At 57.9% G+C, this 23,477-nt stretch carries 26 protein-coding genes and 2 pseudogenes; 18 read left to right on the forward strand and 10 right to left on the reverse strand.

From position 1 onward, the window contains the following. Positions 1–18: 18 nt before the first annotated feature. A complete protein-coding gene (locus NH234_RS16885; RefSeq protein ID WP_085731787.1) occupies positions 19–1,092 on the reverse strand; it encodes an NAD(P)-dependent alcohol dehydrogenase in 1,074 nt (357 codons plus the stop codon). A gap of 270 nt (positions 1,093–1,362) precedes the next feature. Between NH234_RS16885 and NH234_RS16890 the strand changes: the two genes are divergently transcribed. Continuing rightward, entirely contained in the window at positions 1,363–2,289 is a 927-nt protein-coding gene (locus tag NH234_RS16890; protein WP_367253446.1) for a universal stress protein, read from the forward strand. Positions 2,290–2,380: 91 nt separating this feature from the next. Here NH234_RS16890 and NH234_RS16895 read toward each other — a convergent pair whose 3' ends face one another. Then, positions 2,381–3,298, reverse strand: coding sequence for a LysR family transcriptional regulator (locus NH234_RS16895; RefSeq protein WP_367253447.1), 918 nt, complete (start codon positions 3,296–3,298; stop codon positions 2,381–2,383). 66 nt (positions 3,299–3,364) lie between these two features. Between NH234_RS16895 and NH234_RS16900 the strand changes: the two genes are divergently transcribed. After that, the gene (locus NH234_RS16900; RefSeq protein WP_085732251.1) at positions 3,365–3,982 is read left to right on the forward strand and encodes a LysE family transporter; all 618 of its coding nucleotides are present in this window, start codon (positions 3,365–3,367) and stop codon (positions 3,980–3,982) included. A 125-nt stretch (positions 3,983–4,107) separates the two neighbouring features. Further along, complete coding sequence (locus NH234_RS16905) at positions 4,108–4,527, forward strand: organic hydroperoxide resistance protein (RefSeq protein ID WP_085709867.1); 420 nt, start codon at positions 4,108–4,110, stop codon at positions 4,525–4,527. Positions 4,528–4,540: 13 nt separating this feature from the next. On the opposite strand, the gene NH234_RS16910 is transcribed toward NH234_RS16905, so the two are convergent. Then, the gene (locus NH234_RS16910; protein WP_367253448.1) at positions 4,541–5,971 is read right to left on the reverse strand and encodes an amino acid permease; all 1,431 of its coding nucleotides are present in this window, start codon (positions 5,969–5,971) and stop codon (positions 4,541–4,543) included. Between the two features lie 273 nt (positions 5,972–6,244). Between NH234_RS16910 and NH234_RS16915 the strand changes: the two genes are divergently transcribed. Beyond that, complete coding sequence (locus NH234_RS16915) at positions 6,245–6,406, forward strand: hypothetical protein (RefSeq protein ID WP_367253449.1); 162 nt, start codon at positions 6,245–6,247, stop codon at positions 6,404–6,406. 96 nt (positions 6,407–6,502) lie between these two features. Here NH234_RS16915 and NH234_RS16920 read toward each other — a convergent pair whose 3' ends face one another. Both NH234_RS16920 and NH234_RS16925 read right to left on the reverse strand, forming a co-directional pair. Further along, the gene (locus NH234_RS16920) at positions 6,503–6,928 is read right to left on the reverse strand and encodes a cupin domain-containing protein (protein ID WP_367253450.1); all 426 of its coding nucleotides are present in this window, start codon (positions 6,926–6,928) and stop codon (positions 6,503–6,505) included. Between the two features lie 131 nt (positions 6,929–7,059). Next, the gene (locus NH234_RS16925; protein ID WP_367253451.1) at positions 7,060–7,947 is read right to left on the reverse strand and encodes a transcriptional regulator GcvA; all 888 of its coding nucleotides are present in this window, start codon (positions 7,945–7,947) and stop codon (positions 7,060–7,062) included. A gap of 107 nt (positions 7,948–8,054) precedes the next feature. On the opposite strand from NH234_RS16925, the gene gstA reads away from it, so the two are divergent. From gstA to NH234_RS16940, 3 genes are all read left to right on the forward strand, one after another. Continuing rightward, positions 8,055–8,666, forward strand: a complete 612-nt coding sequence (gene gstA / locus NH234_RS16930) for a glutathione transferase GstA (RefSeq protein WP_367253452.1) — start codon at positions 8,055–8,057, stop codon at positions 8,664–8,666. Positions 8,667–8,814: 148 nt separating this feature from the next. Then, on the forward strand, positions 8,815–9,411 hold the full coding sequence (locus NH234_RS16935; RefSeq protein ID WP_367253453.1) for a paraquat-inducible protein A: 597 nt from the start codon (positions 8,815–8,817) through the stop codon (positions 9,409–9,411). Further along, a complete protein-coding gene (locus tag NH234_RS16940; protein WP_367253454.1) occupies positions 9,408–10,070 on the forward strand; it encodes a paraquat-inducible protein A in 663 nt (220 codons plus the stop codon). Before NH234_RS16935 ends, NH234_RS16940 begins: the two co-directional genes overlap by 4 nt. A gap of 10 nt (positions 10,071–10,080) precedes the next feature. Here the strand turns inward: NH234_RS16940 and NH234_RS16945 are convergent, their stop codons facing one another. Continuing rightward, positions 10,081–10,830, reverse strand: a complete 750-nt coding sequence (locus NH234_RS16945; protein ID WP_367253455.1) for an SDR family NAD(P)-dependent oxidoreductase — start codon at positions 10,828–10,830, stop codon at positions 10,081–10,083. Positions 10,831–10,995: 165 nt separating this feature from the next. Here NH234_RS16945 and NH234_RS16950 point away from each other — a divergent pair, with 165 nt between their 5' ends. From NH234_RS16950 to NH234_RS16975, 6 genes are all read left to right on the forward strand, one after another. Then, positions 10,996–11,892, forward strand: a complete 897-nt coding sequence (locus NH234_RS16950; RefSeq protein ID WP_367253456.1) for a LysR family transcriptional regulator — start codon at positions 10,996–10,998, stop codon at positions 11,890–11,892. A 100-nt stretch (positions 11,893–11,992) separates the two neighbouring features. Next, the gene (locus NH234_RS16955) at positions 11,993–12,853 is read left to right on the forward strand and encodes a putative selenate ABC transporter substrate-binding protein (protein WP_085709856.1); all 861 of its coding nucleotides are present in this window, start codon (positions 11,993–11,995) and stop codon (positions 12,851–12,853) included. Beyond that, positions 12,850–13,647, forward strand: a complete 798-nt coding sequence (locus NH234_RS16960) for a phosphonate ABC transporter ATP-binding protein (protein WP_367253458.1) — start codon at positions 12,850–12,852, stop codon at positions 13,645–13,647. Before NH234_RS16955 ends, NH234_RS16960 begins: the two co-directional genes overlap by 4 nt. Continuing rightward, positions 13,641–14,468 carry a PhnE/PtxC family ABC transporter permease gene (locus NH234_RS16965; RefSeq protein ID WP_367253460.1) on the forward strand — a complete coding sequence of 276 codons (828 nt, stop codon included), beginning with the start codon at positions 13,641–13,643 and terminating at the stop codon, positions 14,466–14,468. Before NH234_RS16960 ends, NH234_RS16965 begins: the two co-directional genes overlap by 7 nt. Next, entirely contained in the window at positions 14,465–15,232 is a 768-nt protein-coding gene (phnE, locus tag NH234_RS16970; protein ID WP_367253461.1) for a phosphonate ABC transporter, permease protein PhnE, read from the forward strand. The genes NH234_RS16965 and phnE overlap by 4 nt, the downstream gene beginning before the upstream one ends. A gap of 99 nt (positions 15,233–15,331) precedes the next feature. Beyond that, positions 15,332–15,925: a hypothetical protein gene (locus NH234_RS16975; RefSeq protein WP_367253463.1), complete on the forward strand. Its 594-nt coding sequence runs from the start codon at positions 15,332–15,334 to the stop codon at positions 15,923–15,925. A gap of 114 nt (positions 15,926–16,039) precedes the next feature. Here the strand turns inward: NH234_RS16975 and NH234_RS16980 are convergent, their stop codons facing one another. Next, positions 16,040–17,830 carry an ATP-dependent endonuclease gene (locus tag NH234_RS16980; protein ID WP_367253464.1) on the reverse strand — a complete coding sequence of 597 codons (1,791 nt, stop codon included), beginning with the start codon at positions 17,828–17,830 and terminating at the stop codon, positions 16,040–16,042. Positions 17,831–18,941: 1,111 nt separating this feature from the next. Here NH234_RS16980 and NH234_RS16985 point away from each other — a divergent pair. The 5 genes from NH234_RS16985 to NH234_RS17005 all read left to right on the forward strand — a co-directional run bounded on the left by NH234_RS16985 (position 18,942) and on the right by NH234_RS17005 (position 21,659). Next, on the forward strand, positions 18,942–19,301 hold the full coding sequence (locus NH234_RS16985) for a hypothetical protein (RefSeq protein WP_367253466.1): 360 nt from the start codon (positions 18,942–18,944) through the stop codon (positions 19,299–19,301). Between the two features lie 221 nt (positions 19,302–19,522). After that, the gene (locus NH234_RS16990) at positions 19,523–19,879 is read left to right on the forward strand and encodes a hypothetical protein (RefSeq protein WP_367253468.1); all 357 of its coding nucleotides are present in this window, start codon (positions 19,523–19,525) and stop codon (positions 19,877–19,879) included. Between the two features lie 43 nt (positions 19,880–19,922). Then, positions 19,923–20,264, forward strand: coding sequence for a hypothetical protein (locus NH234_RS16995; protein ID WP_367253469.1), 342 nt, complete (start codon positions 19,923–19,925; stop codon positions 20,262–20,264). A gap of 111 nt (positions 20,265–20,375) precedes the next feature. Next, a complete protein-coding gene (locus NH234_RS17000; protein WP_367253470.1) occupies positions 20,376–21,200 on the forward strand; it encodes an AraC family transcriptional regulator in 825 nt (274 codons plus the stop codon). Between the two features lie 72 nt (positions 21,201–21,272). Next, positions 21,273–21,659 (forward strand): cupin domain-containing protein, encoded by a 387-nt coding sequence (locus tag NH234_RS17005; RefSeq protein WP_367253471.1) that lies wholly within the window; start codon positions 21,273–21,275, stop codon positions 21,657–21,659. Between the two features lie 24 nt (positions 21,660–21,683). Here NH234_RS17005 and NH234_RS17010 read toward each other — a convergent pair. From NH234_RS17010 to NH234_RS17020, 3 genes and pseudogenes are all read right to left on the reverse strand, one after another. Continuing rightward, positions 21,684–21,770: pseudogene (locus NH234_RS17010) on the reverse strand (isochorismate-pyruvate lyase); the annotation flags it as partial. A 26-nt stretch (positions 21,771–21,796) separates the two neighbouring features. Then, positions 21,797–21,928 (reverse strand): annotated as a pseudogene (locus tag NH234_RS17015) (DUF2256 domain-containing protein); the annotation flags it as partial. Next, entirely contained in the window at positions 21,925–23,463 is a 1,539-nt protein-coding gene (locus tag NH234_RS17020; RefSeq protein WP_367253473.1) for a cryptochrome/photolyase family protein, read from the reverse strand. The gene NH234_RS17020 and the pseudogene NH234_RS17015, both read right to left, overlap by 4 nt. Positions 23,464–23,477: the final 14 nt, after the last annotated feature.

Consider the following 23,477-nt stretch of genomic DNA (forward strand, 5'->3'; position numbering starts at 1 on the left):
TCTCCGCAAACCGGATATTCAAGGCGTGATCGCGACTTTCATCACACCGTCGCGTTGATGGGCAAACAACTCGTAGGCCGCCTCGATGTCATCGAGTTTGAAACGGTGTGTGACCAGCGGCGACAGATCCACCGCCCCGCTCTGCACCACCGCCATCAACCGGCGCATCCGCTCCTTGCCGCCCGGACACAGGGTGGACACGATGCTGTAATCGCCCAGCCCGGCGGCAAAGGCGTCGAGCGGAATATGCAGGTCGCTGGAATACACCCCTAGGCTGGACAAGCGCCCGCCGGGCCGCAGCACCCGCAACGCCGATTCGAAAGTGCCTTGGGTGCCGAGCGCCTCGATGGACACGTCAACGCCACGGCCATCGGTCAACGCCATGATCTGCTCGACCACGTTGCCGTCCTTGAAGTTGACCACGTCGGTTGCCCCGAGGCGCCGGGCGACACTCATGCGTTCCGCAACCGCATCGACGCCGATGATGGTGGTGGCGCCCTTGAGGCGCGCCCCGGCCACCGCACACAGACCGATAGGCCCCAGGGCAAAGACCGCGACGGTATCGCCGATGGCGATCTTGCCGCGCTCGGCCCCGGAGAATCCGGTGGACATGATGTCCGGGCACATCAGCACCTGCTCGTCCGTCAGGCCGTCGGGAATCGGGCACAGATTGGCCAGCGCGTCCGGCACCAGCACGTACTCGGCCTGGCAACCGTCAAGCGTGTTGCCGAACTTCCAGCCGCCGATGGCCTTGAAGCCATGCCGGGTGTCCGGGCCGTCCTGGGATCCGCAGCCACACAGGCAGGCGTAGCTTTGTCCACTGGGGGTGATTGCCCCGGCGATCACCCGTTGCCCTTCGACGAACCCGCGCACCTGTGAGCCCAGCCGCTCGATGATGCCCACCGGCTCATGACCGATCGTCAGCCCTTTGGCCACCGGGTACTCGCCGCGCAAAATGTGCACATCAGTGCCGCAAATGGTCGTGGTGGTGATGCGGATCAGGGCGTCCAGCGGGCCGACCTCGGGGATCGGCTTGTCTTCCAGCACGATGCGGTTCTTTTCAACGAAAACAGCAGCTTTCATGGTCGCCATGGTCGATCCTCTGCGCCTGTCGTGAACGTGGTTCCAGCACAGGACCCAGACTGCGCCCGAGCGACTCGGCAAAAATTGATAATGGTCAACAATCGGTGGATCAGTCAGCCCCTGACCACCCATCCGGCCGTCCGGCGACCAACCGCCGGATTGACAAAAATCAAGGCCCTCCCCGTCAGCGTCGGCAGGATAGACACAAAGCGGTGCCGTCCGAGCGCGCTGTCGCCCTCGAGTCCAGACGTTCCTGCATTTGCCTACGGGAGATCTGCCATGTCTGAGCAATCACGCTTCATGCTCGTTGTTTCGCCCCTGATGGAAAACAGCCCGGCGTTCGACCGTGCGGCGGCACTGGCCAAAGCTGCGGACGCCGCGTTGCACATCGTGGCATTCGATTATCTGGAAGGCCTGGCCACTGCCGGTCTGGTCAATGAACAGGCGCTGGAGCAAATGCGCGTGGGCTACGTTGAACGTCATCGGCAATGGCTGGAGGATCAGGCTCGCCCTTTGCGCAAACTCGGCGTGCATGTGACGACGGAGGTGGTGTGGGTGGCCAACCCGCTAAAGGAGATCCTCATTCACCTCAAGGAGCAGCCGATGGCGGCCATGATCAAGGCGCTGGAGCACGAGTCAGCGTTGTCGCGCCTGATGTTCACCCCGCTTGACGTCCATTTGCTGCGCGAATGCCCGGTGCCGCTGCATTTCGTCAGCCACGTATTGCACGCTCTGCCGCGTCGCATTGTTGCGGCGGTCGACCCGTTCCATCGCGATGGCCGCTATGCAGGGCTCAATGACCGGATCCTGCGCGAAGCGGCCAAACTGGCAAGCATCTGCAACGCTCAACTTGACGTGATCTATGCCCACGACCTGTCCTCGATAGGCGCGGCAGAATTCGGCTTCGACAACGCCTCGGCGTTCTTCTCCTCGAATGCAGCCAAAAAACTGTTCGATGCCCAGGGCGAAGCGTTCCGTGATCTGGCTGAACGCAATGACATCCCCGCCGAGAATCAACACATGATCCTCGGCGACCCGGCCAAGGTCCTGTCCAGCTATGCCGATGCGTATGACGTTGATCTCATCGTCATGGGTCGCGTGGCCCACCGGGGGATCGGGCGGCTGGTCGGCAGTACCGTCGAGCACCTGCTCTACAAAATGCCTTGCAGCGTGTGGGTGGTCGCGCCGGAGAGCCTGGAGGGCTGAGCCCTCGCCGTCACGCGCAGTGCAGTCGTCACCGTTCAGTACTGCACTGCGGCCCGGCCGTCCGCAGTGGTGCATGGTCCGGACAATACGATCAACCCACCTCTCGCAACCATTCCAGCAAATCCATTTCCAGACTGCCCGGTTTGTGAGGCGCGGGCGACAGCAGGCAATAATGCGAGCCGTCCTCTACAAATCCTGATGGCGCGGCCAACACCCCGCTTTCGATATCGTCGCGGACCAGATGCCACGGACCGATGGCCACTCCAAGGCCCGCGACAGCCGCCTGAATGCTGAAATAGAAGTGCTCGAAAGACTGCCTCTGCGTCGCAGGAACCGGCTGGCCCGCTGCGGCGGCCCACTCCTGCCAGGCCGTGGGTCGGCTGCTCGTTTGCAACAGAGGCGCCGTGGCGCGTAGACATTTGCCGCTTTTATCGAACCACTCACCGACCTTATCCGGTCGGCAGACCGGCCCGACCTTCTCGGCAAACAAGCGCTCGGCGTGGTAACCGGGAGGCCGGTGGAAATCGTCCCGGCGAATGGCCAGGTCGATTCCCTGTTCAAATGAAAACGGCCCGCCACCGGCCACCAGATGAATGTCCGGGCCGCGATGTTGTTTCTGGAAATCACTCCAGCGCGGAATCAACCAGCGCATCAACAGCGTCGGCTCGCAGGACAGGACCAGCCGTCGCGTACGGCGCGCCTCAGTACGGATCTCGCGGACGGCATGGTTCATCCCCCCCAAACCTTCGCTCACTGCTTTGAGCAGTCGCCTGCCAGGGTCAGTCAGAAAAACCCTCCGTTGGCGCCGCTCGAACAAATCAACGCCCAGATCCTCTTCAAGCAGGCGCACCGCCCGGCTGATGGCGCCGGGTGTCAGATGCAGTTCGTCAGCCGCACGGGCGAAGTTCTCGAACCGGCCCGCGGATTCGAAGCAACGCAGCGCCAGCAGAGAAGGCATTCGCCCTTCGGAAAATGGTGATTCAGACTCACCATTTGCTTCAGAAATCATCGTTAGTTCCAGCGTTCGGGATCTGTAAACATGGCTTTCTATCACCAACCCACCCAAGGTTCCACCATGAGCGAATGGATAGCCGTAATCACCATCACACTGCTGGCATGCATCAGCCCCGGGCCTGACTTCGCCCTGGTCTCGCGCAACGGCTTGCTGCTCTCTCGACGCGCAGGCGTGCTCACGGCGATGGGCATTGGTCTCGGAGTGCTGGTGCATGTCGGCTACACCCTGCTCGGACTCGGATTAGTGCTTCAACAATCGCCCTGGTTGTTCAATGCACTGAAACTGGCGGGGGCTGCGTATCTGGTTTATCTGGGCATCAAAATGCTTCGCTCCAGACCTGACGTTCAGCAGCCGGATGCTGCGCCACCTGCCCTGTCGGACCTGGCTGCGTTGCGTTCAGGTTTTCTCACCAATGCGTTGAACCCCAAAACCTCGATTTTCATCGTGAGCCTGTTCATGGGTGTCGTCCGGCCGGAGACGGGCCTGCCGGTACAAATCGCCTATGGGGTGTTCATTGCCGGGGCGCATGTGCTGTGGTTCAGCCTGGTGGCGCTGTGTTTCTCCGCCGGGCGAGTGCGGGAGAAACTGCTGGCGGCACGGCAGTGGATTGACCGGGCGTTCGGCGGCCTGCTCGTGGGCTTCGGAGTTCTGCTGACGCTGTCTCAGCGATCAGCCTGAACGCATTGCTACACAGCGATACATAACCCCCAGTTCATGACACATCCCCGGTACATGCCGATGCAAAAGTGTGGGCCATCGGAACCTTCCTTCCGACTCCACCACTCACACAGGCAGGCATTCTCATGATCAATCAAATCGACACCGTACTGTACACCGGCAAGACCCGCACCACCGGCGGACGCGATGGCGCCTCGCGCAGTTCCGACGGCAATCTGGACGTCAAGCTGTCGCCACCGGGCTCCAATGGCAGCGGCACCAATCCGGAACAGCTGCTGGCGGCCGGCTGGTCGGCCTGTTTCATCGGTGCCATGGGCAAAGCGGCGGCTGCGCTGAAGATCAGGCTGCCAGCCGATGTGGCGGTGGAAACCGAAATCGATCTGGGCAAGACCGGTGATGCGTTTTTCCTGCAGGCGCGCCTGAATGTCAGTCTGCCGGGGCTGGAGCCTTCGGTCGCCCAGTCACTGGTGGAAGCTGCGCACCAGACCTGCCCTTACTCCAAGGCCACGCGCGGCAACATCGACGTGACCCTGCGGCTGATCTGAATCCCGATCCTCCCTACACGCCCGAGGCACTGCCTCGGGCGTTTTGTTTGACTGGGACAGACGAAGTCGCCGGCCCATGCTGACGCGTGGTCACCAGCCCGATAAAGGAAATCGCCAGCGCCAGGCCAATGGTCGACGTCACTTCCAGGCGATGCTCCGGCGTCAGCATCATCACCGCGAGTGCGGCGCAGATGAACGCCATCACCAGATACGTCAGCCAGGGAAACAGCCACATGCGAAAGGTCAGCTCGACATTCTGCCGAAGCAGCATCCGCCGCATGCGCAGCTGGGAAACCGCGATCACCAGGTACACCAGCAACGCAATGGCGCCGGAACTGGCGAGCAAGAATTGAAACAGGCCGGCGGGCATGAAGTAACTGAGCAGCGTCACCCCGGCGCCGATGACGCTGCTGGCAATCACCGCCGCCCTCGGCACGCCTGCGCCGGAAGTCACTTTCAACGCGTGCGGTGCATCGCCGCGAAGCCCCAGTGAGAACAACATGCGCGAAGCGATATAGATCGACGAGTTCATGCAACTGGCCACGGCAATCAACACCACCACATCGACCATGAATTTGGCGTGGGGAACGCTCATCAATTCCAGTGCGCGCTGATAGGAACCGACGGACGCCAAAAGCGGGTCGTTCCAGGGCACCACGGAAATCACCACGAAGATCGACAGCAGATAGAACACACCGATGCGCCAGATCACCGAACGCGTGGCCTTGGCGATGTTCTGTGCCGGATTGTCCGATTCGGCAGCGGCAATGGTTACCGCTTCCGTACCGATAAAACTGAACATGATGGTGATGAAGGCGCCAACCACCGCCGACAGGCCATTGGGGGCGAACCCGCCATGTTCTTCCATCAACCGGCTGAGGCCGCTGGCTTCACGCTCGGGAATCCAGCCCATCAGCACGGCAAAACCCACGCCGATAAAACCGATGATCGCCACGACCTTGGCCATGGCGAACCAGAATTCGAACTCGCCGTACTTGGAGACACTGAACAGGTTGGTGATCACCAGCAGGATGATCGACACCAGCGCGAACAACCATGCATCGACCTGGGGAAACCACTGATTCAACACATGCCCGGCGGCAAGGGCCTCGATAGGAATGACCAGCACCCAGAACCACCAGTAGAGCCAGCCAATGGTGAAGCCGGCCCAGCGGCCGATGGCCTGATCGGCGTAGGTGGAGAACGATCCGGTGTCAGGTCGGGCCACTGCCATTTCACCCAACATGCGCATGACCAGCACCACCAGCAGGCCGGAAAACAGATAGGCCAGCAACACCGCCGGCCCCGCCGCCGCGATGGCGTGTCCGGAACCGACAAACAACCCCGCACCGATGATTCCTGCAATTGACAACATGGTCACGTGACGTGGCTTGAAACCCTGCGCCAACTGACCGCTCGATTCCTTCGAATTCAGGCTGTTCATTGTTTTTGTTGTTCTCTGATGGACGCCTCACCTTACGTGGCTGAACTTGAACGCAAATAGCTCGAGTGCGGCATGCCGATGCCTGATTTCGACATGCCCGGGTGACGGTCAGCGAGAAAGACGAGCCTTCGAACTGCTCATGAACGTGGAGCCGATCCCGGGCCTCCCGTAGCACAATCGAAGCGCCCGAGGATGAACATACGTTCACCAAAAACATCGCCGGATGCGTCTAGTCTGCAGGTTCCAACATAGTGACTACAGGAGTAACCCACCATGTTCTCGCACGAAAGTATCCCGCTGATCATCCTTTTCATCATCCTGCTGCTTGGCGTGCTGACGGCTGTTCTGCATCCGGTGCATGCGTTTTTCAGTTGGCTCAAGAGACGCAAGCAAAGGGCATCGACCGGAGTTGTGAAAGAGGTGGATGTGAGCTGAAGTTGCTTCAGTTTGAATCGGGCGGCATCAGCCTGCGTTGAGTCCGCCGACAAAAAAGGCCTGCCACATTGGCAGGCCTTGTCAATATCCCGGTGGTTATTGCTTGAGGATCAACAACGGCTCGCCCTTCTTGACGATGTAAGTCGCCAGTTCCGACCCCTTGTCATTACCGACGTTTTTCGCGATGTGCGCCACGCCTTCCGGGATGAATAGCGAATCGCCGGCCTTCAGCGTCACCGGCGCCCGGCCTTCGAGCTGGTATTCGAAGGTGCCGCTGATCACATAGGCGACTTCAACGCCCGGATGCGCATGCCGGGGGGAAGTGATGCCTGGCTCGAAATCCACTCGAGCCTGAATCACTTCGCGATCCGCTGCGCCCAGATCCTGATGAACCAGATCCGTGCGGCTCAAACCTTGTTGCCAGCTCTTGGCCGGGGCGGCGGATTGGGTGTCAGCCGCGTGCGCGAGGCCGGTCAATGAAACGAGTGCGGCGGCTGCGGTCATCAAAAGTGTGCGGCGCATGGTGTTGCCCTCTCGGAAGTAGTGAAGTGACGCCTCTACTTTGAGCATGGCATGTACCGGGAATGTGTCCCGATACTGGCGCTTGTTACCTCACTGTGTACGAGCGCGAGATTGATACACACGCATACAACTCACACCACCTGCGACAGCCATTGCCTGAAGGCAACGACCTTTTTCGAATTCGCGTTTTCATGGGGCGTGACGAAGTAGAACCCCGAGTCGGATTTCAGCCGCAGATCAAACGGCGCCACCAGTCTCCCGGCCCGCAAATCATCATCGACGTAGGTCGAGCGCCCGATGCACACGCCCTGCCCGTCAATCGCTGTCTGCACCGCCATCATGGCCAGATCGAAGGTCAGACGCGGGCCTTTGGCCGTGAGCGGTGGCTGGCCTGCCGCGTGCAGCCAGTCGTTCCAGTCATTCGCAGTCTGCCCGCTGACGTGCAGCAAGGTGTGCCGGGCCAGATCAGCCGGCGTCTTGATCGGATCCGGCCCGGTGAGCAAACGCGGGCTGCACACCGGGAATATCTCGTCGGCCATCAGCCAGTCGGCGCGCAGTCCCGGCCAGTTTCCGTTGCCGTATCGGATCGCTGCATCAATGCCACCCTTGCGAAAGTCCACCAGTTCAGTGGATGCACTGATGCGCACATCGATCTCGGGAAACGCCTCGCGAAAGGACGGCAGGCGCGGTAACAGCCATTTCGACGCCACGGACACCAACGTGCTGATGGTCAGGACACTCTGATTGTCCGCCTCCAGCAAGCGCTCGGTCGAATGGCGCAGTTCCATGAACGCCGAACGTACACCGGGGAAATAAGCGCTGCCCTCTTCCGTGAGCGCCAATCCGTCCTTCAAGCGCATGAACAGGCGCACGCCGAGTTCATCTTCAAGACGACGGATCTGATGGCTGATAGCAGTTTGCGTAACGTTCAGTTCTTCGGCGGCGCGGGTGAAACTCAGGTGTCGGGCCGCGCATTCGAAGGCTCGCAATCCGTTGAGCGAGGGCAGTCGGGTGAGCATGGGGTTTCTTCAGTCCATGAGATTTTGTCATACGCTAGCACTGCAGATGTCCTTTGCGAAGCGTCTCCAAAATCCCGGATTCTGGGCTCTCACTTGAAGGAGAACCCATGAAACTGTACTTCGCACCCATGACCTGCTCGCTGGCCCCGCACATTGTGTTGCGAGAACTGGCGCTGCCGTTCGAGCTGATCAGGGTCAACAACCAGACCAAGCGCACCGCCGATGGCAGGGACTTTCACGAGATCAATCCGAAGGGTTACGTGGCCGCACTGATGCTCGATAACAGCGAGGTGCTGACCGAAGGCCCGGCGATTCTGCAATACCTCGCCGACCTTGACCCTGCACAGAGGCTGGCCCCGGCCAATGGCACCTGGGAGCGCTCGCGTCTGCAGGAGCACCTGAATTTCATCAGTTCGGAAATTCATGGCGGCAGCGCGCCGTTGTTCAGCAGCGAAATCCCGGAATCCAGCAAAACGATCTTCAAACACAAACTGTTCAAGCGACTGGATTACCTGAATCGAATCCTTGCGACTCAACCCTTTCTGATGCAGGCGTTCGGCGTGGCGGATGCCTATCTGTTCACGGTGTTGAAGTGGTTGCCGACATTCGGCATCGCCATCGAAGACTGGCCAGCGCTGGCAAATTACATGGCACGCATCGCCGAGCGGCCCGGCGTGCGAACTGCAATCGCAGCAGAGGAAGTCACGCAACCGGTGTGAATCGCCCGGTTGCGTGGTCGTTGCCCGGGGCCAGATTCGGCGCGGCGCAGCGGCAGACCAAAGGTGCATTTCGGGATGTGACAGTTGTCGGATGCCCCAACGCGCCTATATTGAAGAAGGTTCAAGCCCTCCTCCCCTCGAGCGCCCCATGGCCACGACCTTTCACCTGATCATCTGCGAGCATTGCGACTGCGTGTACGAAAAAGCCACGCTCGCCCGCTACCAGAAATCCCTCTGCGCCCGCTGTGGCGGCGTGCTCCAGCGCCACAACAACCTGAGTGTGGAACAACGGCTGGCCCTGAGTTTCACGGCAGCGATGCTGTGGCTGTTCGCCAATTTCTACCCGGTGATGAGCATCAGCATGAAGGGCCTGAAAAACAGCGCGACCCTGTGGGATTCGGTGCTGGCCCTGAGTCAGGGGCCGATCACCTTCATGGCGATGGTCGCGGCGATCTCGATCATCATCGCGCCGGCCTTTCAATTGGTTTTGCTCATCTGGGTCTTGAGCTTCGCCCTCGCCTCGCGCCGCTCGCCGGCGTTCAAACTGTGCATGCGCTGGCTGGAAGTGCTGCGGCCGTGGAGCATGCTCGAAGTGTGCCTGCTCGGGGCGATGGTGGCGGTGTTCAAACTGGCGGGCATGCTCGATGTGATCCCCGGCATCGGCCTGTTTGCGCTGGCCGTGCTCAGCCTGTTGCTGATCCGCGTCGCCGGACGCGACATACGTGATTTGTGGGGCATCCTGTGAAGCGACCACCGACCGCCAGCGAGCTCAACCTCTGCCTGTGCCACAGCTGCGGACTGGCCTGCGACATGACCGACGAGCCGCACCAGTGCCCGCGCTGCGACGCGCCGCTGCACCGGCGCAAAACCAACTCGCTGGCCCGCACCTGGGCCTACATGTTCGCCGCCCTGGCGTTTTACGTGCCGGCGAATCTGCTGCCGGTGATGAACACCACCCTGCTCGGCAACGGCGCCGACAGCACCATCATGAGCGGTGTGCTGGAATTCTGGGAACACGGTGCGTGGGACATCGCGCTGATCATCTTCATCGCCAGCATCGCGGTGCCGGGGGTGAAATTCGTCGCGCTGACTTTGCTGCTGGTTACCGTGCAACGGGACAGTCATTGGGCGCGCAAGGAGCGTTCGAAGCTGTACCGTTTCGTCGAGCTGATCGGCTATTGGTCGATGCTTGATGTGCTGGTGGTCGCGCTGGTGGCGGCGCTAGTGAAATTCCAGGCGCTGGGGGATATCGAGCCGCGACCGGGGATTCTGTTTTTCGGTCTGGTGGTCGTGTTCACGATGTTGTCGGCGATGAGCTTCGACCCGCGCCTGATCTGGGACAAGGCGCTGGCCGAGGAAACGGACGAGCCCCGACACTCGAATGAACAAGTGCCGGGGCATTGAGTGACTCCAATCAGATCTGCGCAGTGCCGCCGTCGACGAACAACTCGATGCCGTTGACGAAGCTGCTGTCATCCGAAGCCAGGAACAGCGCCGCCTTGGCAATCTCGCTCGGCTCGCCCAGACGCCCGATCGGCACGATAGACGCCAGTTGATCGAACAGCCCCTGCGTGTGCTCCGCCGGCACCAGCCCTGCCAGACCTGGGGTGCGCACCGGGCCAGGGCTGATGGCGTTGACGCGGATGCGCCGAGGCTTCAGGTCCAGCAACCATGACCGGGCGAAGTTGCGTACCGCCGCTTTGCTCGCGCTATAGACGCTAAAGTTTTCTGTGCCTTGCACCGAAGTGGTCGACGAAGTCAGCAGGATCGATGCGCCATCACGCAGCAGCGGTAACGCCTTCTGCACCGTGAACAACGTGCCCTTCACGTTGGCGTCGAAAATCCGGTCGAAGTGCTCTTCGGTGATCGCCCCCAGCGGCAGCATGTCGCCGCCACCGGCATTGGCGAACAGGGTGTCGAGGTGCCCGGCCTTCTCGGCGATTTCGCGGTAAATGCGATCCAGATCGTCCAGTTTTGCTACATCGCCCTGAATACCGATGGCACGAGGGCCGATGGCGGCGACCGCCTTGTCCAGTTCGGCCTGACGCCGGCCGGTGATGAATACCGTGGCGCCCTGGGCGACGAACTCCTGCGCCGAGGCCAGGCCGATGCCGGTAGTGCCGCCAGTGATCAGTGCGATTTTGCCTTCTAGTCTGTTGCTCATGATGAATCTCCAGTAACCGTTTCAAGGAAGGTGACGGGTCGTAGGTGAGCCGTTGGAAGCGACTTTAGGCCGATGGATTGAATTGAAAAATCCGCAAAATCGGTTTTGTTTATACACAGACATGCACAATACTCAGCCCTGTCTTCGATCCTTGAGTGCAGCCCGATGAATCAGTTACTGGCGATCCGCGTGTTCGCCCGCGTCGTGGAAAGCGGTTCGTTCACCAAAGCCGCCGACTCGTTGAACCAGCCGAAAACCACGGTCAGCAAACTGATCGGGCAACTGGAAAGCCATCTCGGCGTTCGCCTGCTGCAACGCACCACCCGGCGCCTGACCGTCACCGCCGACGGCGCTTCCTACTACCAGCTGACCCAGCAACTGCTGCATCAACTGGATGACATCGATCAGGGTTTCAGTCAGGCCCAGGGCTTGCCCCGTGGCCGGATTCGCGTGGACATCGGCGGCTCTACCGCGACCATGCTGGTGATTCCGGAACTGCCGAAGTTCTTCGAGCGCTATCCGGACATTCAGGTCGATCTGGGCGTCAGCGACCGCCCGGTGGACTTGATCAGCGAGCGCGTCGACTGCGTGATTCGCGGCGGCCCGCTGACCGAACAGGCTCTCGCCGTGCGCCGCTTGGGCGAAGTGTCCTGGACCACCTGCGCCACGCCCGACTATTTGCAGCGCCACGGCACGCCGATGCACCCGCTGGAACTGGCCCAACATCAGATGATCGCTTACCGCTCGGCCTCCACCGGGCGCATTCTGCCGTCGAACTTCCAGCGCAACGGCGAACGCCATCAGATCGAAGGCAAAGGTCTGGTCAGCGTCAACGAAAGCAACGCGCATCTGGCGGCCGGGTTGGCTGGGCTGGGGATCATTCACACATTCAGCTACACAGTCAGGGCCGCCATCGAACGCGGCGAACTGCTGCCGATCCTCACCGACTGGCGCCCGCCGGCGTACCCGTTCCACCTGCTGTATCCGCCGAACCGGCACCTGAGCAACCGCGTGCGGGTGTTCATCGACTGGCTGGTGGAGCGCTTCGCGCAGGTGGACTGAGCCTCGCTGTCGCGCCGATTCGTCTAACCTGACGTTGCAGCCGCCGACGTTTTTCCGCAGGCTACGCACCGATCCTGACGCCCATGAAACGGAGATTCCCATGCTCAAACGCACCCTGGCACTGACTGCAGGTCTGGCCCTGTCCTTTTCCACCCTGCTGGCCCAGGCCGCAGACGTGTTGAAAGTCAGCGCGATTCCCGACGAGGCCCCGACCGAACTGCTGCGCAAGTTCGAACCGCTGGGGGCTTATCTGGAGCAGCAATTGGGCATGAAAGTGCAATTCGTTCCCGTGGCCGACTACCCGGCCGTGGTTGAAGCCCTGGCCACCGACCGCCTCGACATGGCGTGGCTGGGCGGTTTCACCTTCGTCCAGGCACGGCTGAAAACCGATGCCACCACCCCGGTGATCCCGCTGGTACAGCGCGAGCAGGACGCGCAGTTCACCAGCAAATTCATCACCGCCGACCCGAACGTGAAAAGCCTCACCGACCTCAAGGGCAAGACCTTCGCCTTCGGTTCGGTATCGTCGACTTCCGGCAGCCTGATGCCGCGCTATTTCATGCTCAAGGACGGCATCAAACCGGAAACCTATTTCAGCCGCGTCGGTTACTCCGGCGCCCACGACGCCACCGTTGCCTGGGTGCAGGCCGGCAAGGTCGATGCCGGTGTGCTGAACGCCAGCGTCTGGCAGAAACTGGTGGACGCCGGCAAGGTCGACACCAACAAGGTCAAGGTTTTCGCCACCACCCCGGCCTACTTCGATTACAACTGGACCGTGCGCGGCACCCTCGACCCGGCGTTGGCAGCAAAGATCAAAAAAGCCTTCCTCGCCCTCGACCCGGCAAACCCCGAGCAGAAGAAAATCCTCGACCTGCAGGCCGCCAGCCGCTTCATCGAAACCAGCCCGGACAACTACAAAGGCATCGAGGAAGCCGCCCGCGCCGCCGAACTGCTGAAATGACCCTGAGCCTCAAGCAAGTCTTTCTGCACCACGCCAACGGCGTCGAAGCCCTGCGTGGTGTGGATTTGCAGATCAACAGCGGCGATCAGGTGGCAATCATCGGCCCGTCCGGCGCCGGTAAATCCAGCCTGCTCAACCTGCTGGCCACCGCGATTCGGCCGAGCAGCGGCGACATCGACGTGCTGGGCCAGCGGGCTTGGCACTTGTCCGCCCGCCAGCGTCAACACCTGCGCGCAAAAATCGGTCTTGTACATCAGGCACCGCCCCTGCCGCCCCGGCAACGGGTGGTGACGGCGGTGCTGGCCGGCAAACTCGGGCAATGGAGCCTGGGCAAAAGCCTCGTCAATCTGCTGCATCCACTGGACATCCCCGGCGCACGCGCCGCGTTGGCGCGGCTGGATCTGGCGGACAAACTCTTCAGTCAATGCCAGCAACTCTCCGGCGGGCAGTTACAGCGGGTCGGCATCGCTCGCGTGCTGTATCAGGCGCCGGACGTACTGCTGGCGGACGAGCCGGTGTCCGCCATGGACCCGGTCCTCGCCGGGCACACCCTGACCGTCCTGTCGCGCCATGCCCGGGAGCACAACGTCACGCTCGTGGCGAGCCTGCACGCGGTGGAACTGGCGCTGGCGCACTTCCCGCGCATCATTGGCTTGCGCGAAGGGAAGATCCTGTTCGATTGCCCGTCCGATCACGTCAGCCACGACATGCTCGACAGCCTGTACGCCAACGAACAACTGCAATCCCCGGCGCCGGCCCTGACGCCGCTGATTGTGCAGATTCCACGATGCTGAGCGCCGACACCCGCGACCCTGCCGCGTGGCCACGCCTGTTGCTGACACTGCTGGCGATTGCCTTGCTGTGGCCGGGGATTCAGCTCAGCGAACTCGACCTAGGCGTGTTGCTGCACGCCGACAGCCAGAGCGAAATGGGCCGCTTCGTCGCGACCTTCTGGCCGCCGGCCCATGACCGGGACTTTCTGCAATTGCTGCTCAAGGCCACCCTGCAAACCCTGGCCATCGCCACGGCCGGCATGGCGTTGGCACTGGTGTTGGCAGTGCCGGCCAGTTTGCTCGCCAGCCGCGCCTTGTCGTTGTCCGCCGCTTCCCACAGCGGCCACCCGAGCCTGTTGGGCCGGTTGCTGCGCTGGCCGGTGCGCGGCATGCTGATCTTCCTGCGCAGCGTGCCGGAAATCGTCTGGGCGCTGCTGTTCGTGCGCGCCGTCGGCCTCGGCCCGGCAGCGGGCGTGCTGGCGATCGCCATCACCTACAGCGGCATGCTCGGCAAGGTCTACGCGGAAATCTTCGAATCCACCGACCAGCGTCCGGCCCACGCCTTGCTCCAGGCCGGCAGCGGACGCCTGGCCAGTTTCGCCTACGGCGTGCTGCCCAACGTCGCGGCGGAACTGCTCTCCTACACCGTCTACCGCTGGGAATGCGCCATCCGCGCCTCGGTGGTGATGGGCTTCGTCGGCGCTGGCGGCCTCGGCCAACAGATCGACCTGTCGATCCGCATGTTCGCCGGCGGCGAAGTCGCCAGCATGCTGCTGACCTTCCTGCTGCTGGTGCTCGGCGCCGACCAACTCAGCCGCCTGCTGCGCTGGAGACTGACATGAAGCGCCTGATCAACACGGCGCTGATCCTAGCCATCGTCTTCGCCGTCATCGCCTCGTTCGCCTACCTGGGCCTCGACCTCGAAGAACTTGGCAGCGCTACGAGCCTGAAACAAATGGGCTCGTATGTTGGCCGCTTCCTGAGCCCCGACTTCAGCGTCGGTTACCTCAACGCCATCCTCCACGGCGCCATGGAAACCCTCGCCATGTCCGCCCTCGGCACCCTCCTCGCCGCCGTGCTGGGCCTGTTACTGGCACTCCCCGCCGCTGGCCGCTTTGGCTGGTTTTTTCAGAGCGCCGCCCGCCTGCTGCTCAACGGCCTGCGTGCCATTCCGGAACTGGTCTGGGCTGCACTCATGGTCTTCGCCGCCGGCCTTGGGCCTAACGCTGGCACCCTCGCCCTCGCCCTGCACACCACGGGCGTACTGGGGCGCTTGTTTGCGGAAGCGCTGGAAAACACGCCACCGGAACCGGCGGAGGCGATTCGGCTGCAAGGGGGGAATCCGGTTTTGGCGTTTTGTTACGGGACGCTGCCGAACCTGGCGCCGCAATTGCTGGCGTACTGTTTGTATCGGTGGGAGAACAATATCCGGATGGCTAGCGTGCTGGGGTTTGTGGGCGCTGGGGGGTTGGGGCAGATGTTGTATGTGAGCTTGAGTTTGTTTCAGGAGGCGCAGGCGGGGACGGTGATATTGGCGATGTTGGGGTTGGTGTTTGCGGTCGACTTTTTGAGTGCTTGGAGTCGGGGGCGGTGGGTTAAGGCTTAGGTTTGAACACTTCTGGAGCGGCGTCACCCGAAAACCTTGGGGAAGCGTAGGAAAACACAAAAAACCTTAATAAATCCGCCACACATAAGTAAGAACAACATGCAAGAAACAAAACCTGATTCACCTGTAAAAACTTCAAAAAAGATAGCTGTTGCAGCCATTGCGTTATTGCTTTTGGGTCTTTGGTTTTTTTATATGTCCTGGGCTTTACGCATTTCAGCACGCACGATTTTAATGCGCGAAATCCCCGAATGGACGACATACCTGCTGTTCGGTGCTCTTGTTGGAGTTGTTTTTGCTGGTAGGACGTTCTACAGCCGCCCAACTGAAAAAATGGCGAAACGTGTAATAGATTCTTTTCTTGGTGGCTTCTGCATAAGTTTCTTCTTCTCTCTCCATGCTTATGATGTCGGCACCTACCTATTACCTGGCAAAGTCGTTAATTACGAATCAACGTATGAAATAACCTTTCCAGGGCCCGCCACCGGAAGGACCGGTCGCTGTGAGGCAGGCATATGGATAGAGGACTCGAACACACAGCGCAAGATTCACCTTTGCACAACAAAGGCAGACCTGTATGAGCAGAAAAAACAAGGCATGGACGCCGTATGGGTGACGGCTCGTACAAATAAAATTGGCTCTTACATTATTGGTTATGCATTTTTTCATAGTCAGCACATCAACGGAAACTGACACGGCTTTTTCCCAAATCTAAAACCAAAGGGGACAGATCTATTTCCTAAAAGAAATGTCCCCTTTTTGCCCCCATTCATTGGCGAACCCGACCACTCGACCTACTACACCACCTCAAATGTAAGGCCTAAAAGCTTTCGCAATGACAACTCTAAGATTCTCAGGCACTCCCTCCCAGTTTTCTTCCCATTGCAAAGTATGCAAGTAAGCTTTAAACGGCTTTTCAGAACTTGGAGCAGCATAACCAAGCAAATCTTCCATACACTCATGAATAACTTCAAGATTATCTACTTCCGCAACCGCATCTGCAATTGGCTTGTTGAAGACTTCAGCTCCTGCTGTGCCCTGATCCCTATCATGAATAACGAAAAAATTCACACCAAGCGCAGTAAGATATTTAGCCAAGCCTATTATTGCCGCTTTACCCCTCGCCTTGATGATCTCGGTGCATGACAAAACTTTTGCGCGTACATCGGGTGCCATCCTACGAATTGCTTCTTTTAAAACCAGCTCTTCCGTATCGCCCTCTACAACGATAACTTTTCGGGTGAAAAATATTCGAGAAACGTGATCATCAAGCTTAATTAGCATCTTAACCTGATCCTTATCATTCCCTTGGAGCAATCTAAATTTTTCAGAAACGGAGAATGGGTGAACGGTTGAGTGCCCCTCTTCATAACTAAAGCGATTCAACACCTGCCTAGGTTTTCTCGCCAAGTCTATTAGGTAAGGAGAGTGAGTTGTCGCGACAATCTGGGACAGACCTCCAGATAACTCATAAATCAAATCTCTCATTTGGTTTGCAGCGCTGGGATGAAGGAATATTTCAGGTTCCTCAAAACCGATTATTAATCCTCGCTCGTCATTACCACCTCTTTTTTTAAGCCATTGCTGCCGAAATCGTAGCAGTCCAAAGACCGCAGCACGAACCATTCCTGTGCCCTGATTAGCGATAGTTGTTCGTATATTGCTAGACATCTCTATTGAAAAAATTGGAATTAAAGATTCGGGACCAGACAAGTCGGCCGAAGCAAAAATTTTTGACTCAGGAAACACTCCACAAAGGACAGCGTTTAGTTCCTGCATCATTTTTCCGAATTCAGAATCTGAATCCGAAGGATCAAGCTCCTTTGCGAGCATAATCAAGCTTTCCTGAGCAACCCTGTAGTGCTCAGATGTTTCCCTAACATCTTTAAAAAGCTCATTCAGTGTTTTATGCAGCACTCCAGCCTTATCAAACTCATGAGCTGCCGCCTCCGCTGGTATTAACAAAAAATTTGGTAATTTTGATAAAACAACCGCCGGAACCCCTCCTGGATTCTTGTCCCAAACCTCATCTTCAGAAACATCCCATATCTCATCAATCAGCTCTAACTTCACACGTTCCGCTGCAGATATTTTTTTCTCAAGATCTTTAAATAACTCAGCAAACGGCGCCGGATCAATCCCTCGCTCTAAAAACTCTACAGGCTTTGTTAAATTTAAGTATTCCTCCTTTATACTTCTTGCGTAAGACTTAAGCTCAATTACTACATCTTCTCCAAGGACATATGTTTTCCGATAAAAGATACTTCGCCCGGTTTCTCCTGTATCAATCGGATCGTATTGAAACAATCGCCCCTTAAATCCTCGCCAACCCACTGCACTATCCGGAACATTGCGAAACTCGGCTTCCAGAACGACAGTTTTGCAGGAGATCTTGTTTTCACCAGTCTCGGGATCGACTTCAGAACAATAAAAATGCGGCTCCATCCTAGTTTTTGCAGACAGCAACCACTCAATAGCTTTTAGCACTGAGCTCTTACCAGCATTATTTGCCCCAATTAAAAACGTTGCCTCTCCAAACTCAACATCCGCAGAATGTATGCGTTTAAAACCTTCGACCTTAAGCTTATGCAGTCTCATCCATTTAACTCCACATGAATAGTTTTTATTTAAACAACTCCACGCTTTAGAGCCCTCTCATGCCTAAAATAATCGACTACGGTGTCACGCAACTTAAAAATCATTAACCTTGGTAAAAATAGACCCAAATTCCACGACTCGCTGGACCAAATTTAAAAATAGGGAAATGGACGTATTCGGACGGAAAAGGGAGATGGGCTCTTCTCAAATAACGAGTCCGCCTCCCTTTTCTGGAATCATGAAGGCAATGTGAAAGCATGCGTCCGCCCCCCCCCCCGGAGAGAAAATAAATCTATCCCTTTTTGGTGCTGTCCCTTTTGGTGCCACAGAGGATGTTGGCGCTACCTAGCGAGTGAGGTGAAACGACAGTCCGCTTTTCGTTTTTCTTATCTCATCTGCTTGAAATTTCGTAGATCGGTTCTAAATTTTCCGTGCACGCCTAGGAACCAAGCCGTTGGTTGCTAGCTGCCCCCATCTGAAAATCACCCACTTGGATATCGAGACAAGTATGTCAACTCACATCAAACCAGGCCCAAAACCAAAACGTGACGACGGAAAGGACGACAGAAGGCATCACGTTAACCCTCCAAACAAACCGAAACATCCAACGCTTCCGACTCACAAACCAGATAAATAACAAGTTTTTGGGGAACGGGAGGGTTCCGTAGTTACTTTGGAAGGAACCCTTACCAACGAGTGCTCTTCGCTTTACCGGCTAATCCACCGATACTCGCTCAATCTCATGCAAAATTTCTCGACTTAAACGGCCACGTTTAAAGTCACCAGCCGTAACTTCCCCAAGGCTACAACGCCTTGCGTCATTGCCTACGACTACGCCAGAATCCGCCGGCTTGTGCGTCTGGCATGCGGGTCTTATCGTTTCGAGGTCACTGAAAATCAGTGATCGGGTTTGGTAGCCCGGTATTCCAGGCGCATGGCGCCACCTCTTTGCAGGGATTATTTTCGTCTCTGCTTCTTTATGGTGGCCGTGCGCAGGGCTTCTTCGGAAGCGCCGGGTTCCTGGACCGGTCTACCAACCTGAGCATGGCCACCACCTTACGTTTGGTAGCGAAGGGTGATGGCTCCTAGATTGCTTTCCAGGAGATACATCATGATCAAACCAACACCCAACCCACCCGAAACCGACCCAACCTCCCCCTACGAATCCCCCAATTCCAAAAAGCTCCACGACGCCGCCGAGCGTGCGCAGGATCACTACCTCTTCCCCGCCGCCGGGGTCATGTCGTCCTGCAACGAGCCCGAGCGGATGTACCTGGCCAATCCGAAGTTCAACACCGAATGTTTGCTGGCCAATGCCAGCGAAACCCTGAGTTCTGCGAGCGAGATGCTCAGTAACTTCGCCGCCCTGCTCGATCCCTCGAACCGCAAGACGGCGCTGGGTATTGCGCAGGTGGTGATGATTGCCGAGTTGGCGGTGAATCAGGCGCTGGATCACGTCGAAGTGGCGTAACCGGTTGGCTCCTGTAGAAGCAGTCGATGAATGCTTCTACAGCGTGATTCCCTCAGTACTTTGCCTCCCCAACGCTCCTGAAATCGCGAGGTGACACGCCTGCTTATCCCCTTTCAAAGCGTGTGCACGTATCCTTGCGCGAATTCGGGCGTCTTGGTTGAGCCAGTCACAGGACAAGTGGTTGCGGATTCATTGGATGAAGAGCTGGAGGCGTTTTCGCATTGGGACATTTTCTGACTGAGCCACAGCTGACCGAGGTCAGAGCTGCACTCTCCTGGCCTTTCAACGACTTTCCGGTGGAGTATGACTACGTAGCGAATAAGGTTAGAGGCGTCGATCCTGACGTACTTTATGAAATCCTTTATTCAGAAGTCGCACCGGTCTGCTTCACCAATCTCGCAGCAGTCTTGCCCACTGTCTGGACAGGCTTTGATCCTGACTCGCTCAGAGCCTCGATAGAGGAAAGGCTGGCAGCCAGACAACGTAACTGGTTCCGCCGGCAGTTCGATAAGGCCTTGGTTCGCTGGCTGAAATACAACTACGGCTACATCTGGAAGGAAATCTCCTCCAGACTTTGAATGCCATCGGGAAAATTCACAGGCGCTCTGTCAGAACCATCAAATGAAACTAAAACCACTCTTCATCAGCCTCCTCTGCTGCATCAGCACCCTGTCCCACGCAACCGACGTCCCGATCAAAGAACACATGCCCTTTGTAACCGCACGAAAGGCCTTGATCAAAAATGGCTGGAAGCCGAACCCGACCTACACAGGTGAATACGGGGTCGAAAACATCCTCCAGAGAAAAGGCTTCACTGAAATCGAGTCGTGCACGGTGGGTCTTCAATTCTGCAGTTTCAACTACGTCAGGAACGGCGTCTGCCTGGGCGTGGCGACTGTCGGGGAAGAGGTCAAAGACATGAAGGTCTATTCCTGGAACTTCAAATGCCCTGACCAGGATTGAGATCCCTTTTTAATGGTCACGCCTCAAGCGGACATCTAAATACCTGCACTTGTATATTCCCGACAGACAGATCTTCACCACTAACGCGCTGAATCAGGAAGGCACACGTTTATGGATCAGAAAAATGGCCAGGCTGGCAATGTCGACTGGGTCATCCGCAGTGTTCAACCTGGAGGGATCGAGCGAATCGAAGCGTGGTTTGGCAGCCACGGCTACGATCCGCATCGCCATGACACCTATTCGATCGGTCGAACGTTGGCAGGCGTGCAGAGCTTTCACTACAAAGGCTCGCTGCGCCACGGTGTTCCCGGCAACACGCTCGTGCTTCACCCCGACGAACTCCACGATGGTATGGCCGGCACCGATGCAGGCTTTCGTTACCGTATGGCCTACGTTGATCCCGCACTAATCCAGAACATCTTGGGGGGAGAACCCTTGCCCTTTATCGCGGGGGGAATTTCGAGCGATCCGCGTCTGTTCCATGCCAGTGCAGCTTTCATGCAAGCAATGGATCATCCACTGGAGACACTGGAGGAACAGGACGCGCTATTTGACTTGGCAATGGCGTTGCGTGCCGTCGGTGGCAAGCCACGCGGGCGCAAGCGTCTGGATTACTGTGCAGCCGAGCGCGCCAGAGTGTTCATCCTGGAACATCTGCATTCATGCATTACGCTGGAGATGCTGGAGCGTGCCAGTGGGCGCGAACGCTGGAGCCTGTCACGCGACTTCAGAACGCTTTACGGTACGAGCCCTTACCGATTCGTCACCCTGCGCCGCCTGGATCGGTTCCGCGCATTGGTGCTTGAAGGTTTCACTCTGGTGGATGCCGCCCTCGTCGCGGGTTTCCACGATCAAAGTCATATGACGCGACACTTCACTCGCTGCTACGGAATACCACCCATGCGCTGGCTGGAACGATTGCGGGCCGCACGCTGACTTGCAGGATCGTACAAGAGTGCCCTGCTCCATGCGCTATAGGCTGGCGACTTCAACCACAGAGGATCCGTCATGTCAGTGCACCGTCATCACCAATCATCAGTTCCTGTAAACCTGATACGTAAGGTTTCGCTCATCGAACAGCAATGGAGCCCCAGGGTTGTTGCAGAGATGAATGACTACCAGTTCAAGGTTGTGCGAATCGAAGGCGAATTCATCTGGCACTCACATCCTGAGACCGACGAAGCATTTCTTGTCCTGGAGGGCACCCTGCGCATAGACCTGCCGGAAGGCTGCGTCTATGTGAATCCGGGTGAACTCTATGTGGTACCCCGTGGCGTTGAACATCGGACGGCTGCTAAAGGTGAAGCAAAACTGATGATGATCGAGCCACGAGGTATTTTGAACACCGGACATGAAGATGACGAAAGAACGGCCTTGAATGACGTCTGGATATAATCCAACGCCATCCTGTGCAATGTCTGCGCTGAGTTGAAAATAGTTGAACTTGACCGGCAGCTTGATAACAGCCTGATCAAGGGCATCGATTTCGCGTCGGATATCCTCCATGCCGGCGCACTCTTCAAGGGTGGGTGTGTTGATTTACTACGCCGGCAACGCTCCGAGCAGTAGCGCACGTCCTCCCAGCAGCGAGCCCATTTCTTCCGCCATGTGAATGGCAAGCCGCAGGTCGCGCAGGTTTTGACGGGCAGCTCACTTTTTTTCACAGCGACTCACCATCGTCTAATTGCTTGAGCAACCATTCGCCGCGTTGCCAAAACGCCTGTTGTTTGGCTTCCGGCATGCGGTCGAGGTTTTTGTAGATGATGCTCATGCGTTGATTGCCGCGCAGTCGGTCGCCGTGACGCATTAGAAAGTGCCAGTAGAGCGAATTGAAAGGGCAAGCGTCGTCTGTGGTGCTTTCGCTCACTTTGTAGGCGCAGCCACGGCAATAGTCGGACATGCGCTTGATGTATTGGCCGCTCGCACAATAGGGTTTGGAACCGAGATAGCCGCCATCGGCGTGCATGACCATGCCCAGCGTATTGGGCAGTTCCACCCAGTCGAAGGCGTCCATGTAAATCGCCAGATACCACTCACATATTTCACTCGGAGCGATACCGGCGAGTAGTGCGAAGTTGCCGGTCACCATCAATCGCTGGATGTGGTGGGCGTAGGCATGTTCCAGGCTCTGGTTGATGGCCTGGCGCATGCAGTTCATCTGTGTTTGCCCCGTCCAGTAGAACTCTGGAAGCGAACGCGTATTACCAAAGGCATTTCCCTGGGCATAGTCAGGCATCTTCAGCCAGTAGACACCCCGGACATACTCACGCCAGCCGATCAGTTGCCGAATAAAGCCTTCGGCGGCGTTGAGTGCAATGCTGCCGGACCAATAGGCAGATTCCACATCGCTGCAAAGCTTACGAAGATCCAGCAAGCCGATATTCAGTGCCGCGCTGATACGCGCATGAAACAGAAACGGCTCATCGCTGGCCATGGCGTCTTGATAGTCGCCGAAGGCTGCCAGCCCCCAATCGAGAAAGTACTCCCACAGGGCCTGCGCTTCGGCGTGGGTGACCGGATAGTCGAACGTATCGAGGGCGCCGTAGTGGCCGGAAAAGTTGTTGGAAACTAACGCAAGCACCTCACGGGTGATTGCATCTGGCGTAAAACGGGCTGGCGAAGGCGGCCTGACACCCTTGGGCAAGGCTTTGCGGTTTTCCGCATCAAAATTCCAGGCGCCTCCGACCGGGCTGCCGTCGCCATTGAGCAACAACCTGCTCTTGCGGCGCATCTCTCGATAAAAGAACTCCATGCGCAGCTGTTTTTTGCCCTGCGCCCATTGAGCGAACTCGGCACGTGAGCAAAGAAAGCGATTATCGCAATGCCAGTGGATCGCCAGGCCACAGTCCCTGAGCGAATGCTCCAGTCGCCAGTCACCGCACTCTGTCATGTGCAGTTCATCCGGCTGTAGACGTGAGTGCCAGCGGTGCAACTCGCTCGGCACGGATCCGGTATTTTGCGGATCATCGAGCGTTACGTACTGCACCTTGACGCCTCTCTGCCGCAAGGCTTCGGCGAAGTGGCGCATGGCGCTGAATATGAGGGCGATCTTTTGCGGATGATGAGGAACATGGCTAGCCTCCTCCATCACCTCGACCAGCAGCACCGTATCGCTGTGTTGATCCAGCACCTGCAGAGAGGCGAGATCGAACGATAACTGGTCGCCCAGGACGAGGCACAATCGGCGAGTCGTGTTCATCAATCAGGTTCCAG

The sequence above is a fragment of the Pseudomonas sp. stari2 genome (genome assembly GCF_040760005.1).
Classification (GTDB): Bacteria; Pseudomonadota; Gammaproteobacteria; order Pseudomonadales; family Pseudomonadaceae; genus Aquipseudomonas.

Coding starts and splice junctions, on each gene's coding strand:
- NH234_RS16935 (WP_367253453.1), top strand. CDS start 8,815: ATGGCCACGACCTTTCACCTGATCATCTGCGAGCATTGCGACTGCGTG.
- gstA (WP_367253452.1), top strand. CDS start 8,055: ATGAAACTGTACTTCGCACCCATGACCTGCTCGCTGGCCCCGCACATT.
- NH234_RS16905 (WP_085709867.1), top strand. CDS start 4,108: ATGATCAATCAAATCGACACCGTACTGTACACCGGCAAGACCCGCACC.
- NH234_RS17020 (WP_367253473.1), bottom strand. CDS start 23,463: ATGAACACGACTCGCCGATTGTGCCTCGTCCTGGGCGACCAGTTATCG.
- NH234_RS16995 (WP_367253469.1), top strand. CDS start 19,923: ATGAAACTAAAACCACTCTTCATCAGCCTCCTCTGCTGCATCAGCACC.
- NH234_RS16920 (WP_367253450.1), bottom strand. CDS start 6,928: ATGCGCCGCACACTTTTGATGACCGCAGCCGCCGCACTCGTTTCATTG.
- NH234_RS17000 (WP_367253470.1), top strand. CDS start 20,376: ATGGATCAGAAAAATGGCCAGGCTGGCAATGTCGACTGGGTCATCCGC.
- NH234_RS16885 (WP_085731787.1), bottom strand. CDS start 1,092: ATGGCGACCATGAAAGCTGCTGTTTTCGTTGAAAAGAACCGCATCGTG.
- phnE (WP_367253461.1), top strand. CDS start 14,465: ATGAAGCGCCTGATCAACACGGCGCTGATCCTAGCCATCGTCTTCGCC.
- NH234_RS16980 (WP_367253464.1), bottom strand. CDS start 17,830: ATGAGACTGCATAAGCTTAAGGTCGAAGGTTTTAAACGCATACATTCT.
- NH234_RS16890 (WP_367253446.1), top strand. CDS start 1,363: ATGTCTGAGCAATCACGCTTCATGCTCGTTGTTTCGCCCCTGATGGAA.
- NH234_RS16950 (WP_367253456.1), top strand. CDS start 10,996: ATGAATCAGTTACTGGCGATCCGCGTGTTCGCCCGCGTCGTGGAAAGC.
- NH234_RS16925 (WP_367253451.1), bottom strand. CDS start 7,947: ATGCTCACCCGACTGCCCTCGCTCAACGGATTGCGAGCCTTCGAATGC.
- NH234_RS16965 (WP_367253460.1), top strand. CDS start 13,641: ATGCTGAGCGCCGACACCCGCGACCCTGCCGCGTGGCCACGCCTGTTG.
- NH234_RS16910 (WP_367253448.1), bottom strand. CDS start 5,971: ATGAACAGCCTGAATTCGAAGGAATCGAGCGGTCAGTTGGCGCAGGGT.
- NH234_RS16895 (WP_367253447.1), bottom strand. CDS start 3,298: ATGATTTCTGAAGCAAATGGTGAGTCTGAATCACCATTTTCCGAAGGG.
- NH234_RS16945 (WP_367253455.1), bottom strand. CDS start 10,830: ATGAGCAACAGACTAGAAGGCAAAATCGCACTGATCACTGGCGGCACT.
- NH234_RS17005 (WP_367253471.1), top strand. CDS start 21,273: ATGTCAGTGCACCGTCATCACCAATCATCAGTTCCTGTAAACCTGATA.
- NH234_RS16915 (WP_367253449.1), top strand. CDS start 6,245: ATGTTCTCGCACGAAAGTATCCCGCTGATCATCCTTTTCATCATCCTG.
- NH234_RS16975 (WP_367253463.1), top strand. CDS start 15,332: ATGCAAGAAACAAAACCTGATTCACCTGTAAAAACTTCAAAAAAGATA.
- NH234_RS16985 (WP_367253466.1), top strand. CDS start 18,942: ATGATCAAACCAACACCCAACCCACCCGAAACCGACCCAACCTCCCCC.
- NH234_RS16955 (WP_085709856.1), top strand. CDS start 11,993: ATGCTCAAACGCACCCTGGCACTGACTGCAGGTCTGGCCCTGTCCTTT.
- NH234_RS16900 (WP_085732251.1), top strand. CDS start 3,365: ATGAGCGAATGGATAGCCGTAATCACCATCACACTGCTGGCATGCATC.
- NH234_RS16960 (WP_367253458.1), top strand. CDS start 12,850: ATGACCCTGAGCCTCAAGCAAGTCTTTCTGCACCACGCCAACGGCGTC.